We start from the raw sequence: 2,684 nt of genomic DNA, 5'->3' as shown, positions 1-2,684 counted from the left end.
TTTCCAATCGCTGATTACAGACCAGATGTTTCGGTCGTCAACGGTAGCTTTACGGATACGCTTGTGAATGTTTTACCGGCTGATGGCTGTTACATTCCGATGCCTAATGCAATGGTAGTGTCTCATGCTTTAGAAGAAAAGCCGTTGGGGTGCATAGCCTTTAGAAGTGGCAATGGTGTTAAGATAATCGTAGGAGGAGCCAAAAAGCTTTACAGTTATGATAGTCAAACGAAGGGTTGGAAAGACATAAGTCAAAGTGGTGTGACCTATCAAGCAAATGAAGAGAATAAATGGTCGTTTGCATTATTTGGTGAAACTATTATTGCGGTGAATAAAAATGATAAACCACAAGTCTTTAATACTCATAGCTCTGAACGGTTTGAAGATTTAGGAGGCAATCCCCCGAAAGCAGGATTGGTGAAGGTTTGGGGTGATTTTGTTTGTTTGATGCAATTAACAGATCATCCCAATCGCATCCATTGGTCGGGTTTGAATGATGCAACTCATTGGACGGTAGGTGATAAAGATTGTTATTATCATAATTTTAATGATGGAGAATATGTTCAAGGGGCAACGGAATCGAGCAATCCCCTCGTTTTTTTGCGTTCTGCTATTTATGCTGGTTGTTTTACGCTAGGCTCTAAAGTCCCCTTTATTTTTCAAAAGCTTCAAGACAAGCGTGGATCCCGCAGTGCAGCCTCTATAGCGTGTCGTGGGAGTGATGCTTTTTTTGCTGGTGATGGTGGCTTTTATCAGATGAGTTTGGATGGTCAACTTTTGCCGATAGGCTTTGAGAAGGTTGATAGAACAGTTTTTAAAACCTTTGATAAGTTTGCTCTTGATGAGATGCAAGGGGTTATAGATCCCATTGATAACCGGATTTACTGGTCCTTAAAGAGAGGCAATAACGAGCAAACGACCTTTGTTTATGATTGGGGATTGCAGAAATGGTCGACGCTACAGGGAAAACCTTTCACGTTGTTTCCAGTATTTACGACAGGTTATACTTTAGAACAGTTAGATGAGATCTCGATCAATCTTGAGACATTGCCGGCTTCTTTAGACAGCCCTCGTTGGCAAAGTGGCGCCCCAATGCTTGGTGCTTTTGATGATGAAAATCGGCTTGTTATGTTTACGGGAGCACCGATGGAGGCAACGGTTGTTTCGCAAGAATTGGGAGCACCAGATGGAAGTTTTAACTTTATCACGAAGATGTTTGCTGAAGTTGATACGACGGAAGGTCTTTTAAGCATAGGAGAGCGTCGGCTTCGCAATAATCAGACGCCGATTACATGGCACAAGGAGAGGGTGTGTTCATATGTCACGGGCGCTTATCATGGTCGTTCGCGCAATCGTTATCACCGCTTTAAATTGCGTATTCCTGAAGGCGTTCATTGGAACCATATCACAGGATTTAATGTGGATTTACGTCCTTTAGGCAGAGGGTAATGGCAAAAGTCTTTTTGACCACGTCTTGGGATATGGAGCGTATAGCGCCTTATCTTGAAGACATCATTGCATCCTTTAGAGAATATGTAGAGCGTTTCAAACATGAAATCACGTTGCAAGAGCTCCTTGAAGCGATTTGCAGTGGCAAGAAACAGTTATGGCTTGTTTTGGATGATGACGAGCGCTTTTTAGCGGCATTCACGACCCAGATACAGCAGACAGTTTTAGGAAAGAAGCGCGCACTGATTTGTGAATGTAGTGGCAAGGGCATTCTTGATCAAGTTGACAATTTGCAAGTTGTAGAGGATTGGGCGCGTGAGAATGGTGCTTCTGAAATGGAGATCTTGGGTCGTTTAGGTTGGAAGCGTGCACTAACCAAGCAAGGCTATGGCATAGCTATGCTTTATTATAGGAAGGAATTGTGACATGGGGAGCAAGACACCAACAACGACAGAACAGAAGCAGGTACAAACAAGCGCCCCTCCTGCTTGGATGCAGAATGTCTTTAAGCGTGGGGGTGCAGATGCGTATAACATGTATGACACAGGGATGGGTGGTAATGTTTATGGTGGTCCTCGTGTAGCGCCGTTAAGTGATCAAACGCGCTATGGAATTGGTGGTCTTGGAAGTATTCCTCATCATTATCAAAATCGCTCTTTGATGAATACAATCTATAATCCAACGTCGGCAGCCATGAATCTTCGACATATGGCCTCTGGTGGTATGATGGGAGAAAATTCGTATTTCAAACAAGCACTTCAAGAAGCATTAGATGATTCAGACACTCAAATTAACAGATATTTCTCAGGTATTGGTCGTTATGCAACTCCTGATCACAGAGAGGAAGTGCGGAAAGGAAGAGATTCTATATACGCTCGTGCTATGTTAGAGCAATATAATCGTGATGCGGACCGCATGATGCAAGCCAATGCCATGATAGACCAAGCCAATCAAAATCAATTGGGCGCCTCAAATAACTTCTTACAGGGTTATGGGAATGCCTATTCCAATGCCATACAAGGGGGAGGTGTGCTTGATGCCCACAATCAACGCCTTGTTGATGCCAATAGAGAACGTTGGCTGGAACAAGACAATAGCGGTTGGAATAGGTTGAATATGCTTATGAACGCCGGTCATGGCTTTGCAAGAAATTACGGTACGACAACGAATAATCATACAATCTCTAAGATAGAGGGCAATAATCCGTGGAAAAATGTAGGGACTATAGGTTCTTT

General features: G+C 43.3%; 3 protein-coding genes. All 3 read left to right on the top strand.

The annotated features are described in order from the left end of the window. Positions 1-1,449, top strand: a 1,449-nt coding sequence (locus ACFIQC_RS09515; RefSeq protein WP_375707109.1) for a hypothetical protein, incomplete at its 5' end; no start/stop codon positions are given. Beyond that, positions 1,449-1,874 carry a hypothetical protein gene (locus ACFIQC_RS09510; RefSeq protein WP_375630382.1) on the top strand — a complete coding sequence of 142 codons (426 nt, stop codon included), beginning with the start codon at positions 1,449-1,451 and terminating at the stop codon, positions 1,872-1,874. The genes ACFIQC_RS09515 and ACFIQC_RS09510, both read left to right, overlap by 1 nt. Position 1,875: 1 nt before the next feature. Continuing rightward, a partial coding sequence (locus ACFIQC_RS09505; RefSeq protein WP_375707108.1) for a hypothetical protein occupies positions 1,876-2,684 on the top strand: 809 nt, incomplete at its 3' end.

Origin of the sequence: Bartonella sp. AA126HLJHH, assembly GCF_042197425.1 — a bacterium.
GTDB lineage: Bacteria > Pseudomonadota > Alphaproteobacteria > Rhizobiales > Rhizobiaceae > Bartonella.
This window is presented reverse-complemented; position numbering and strand designations above follow the sequence as displayed.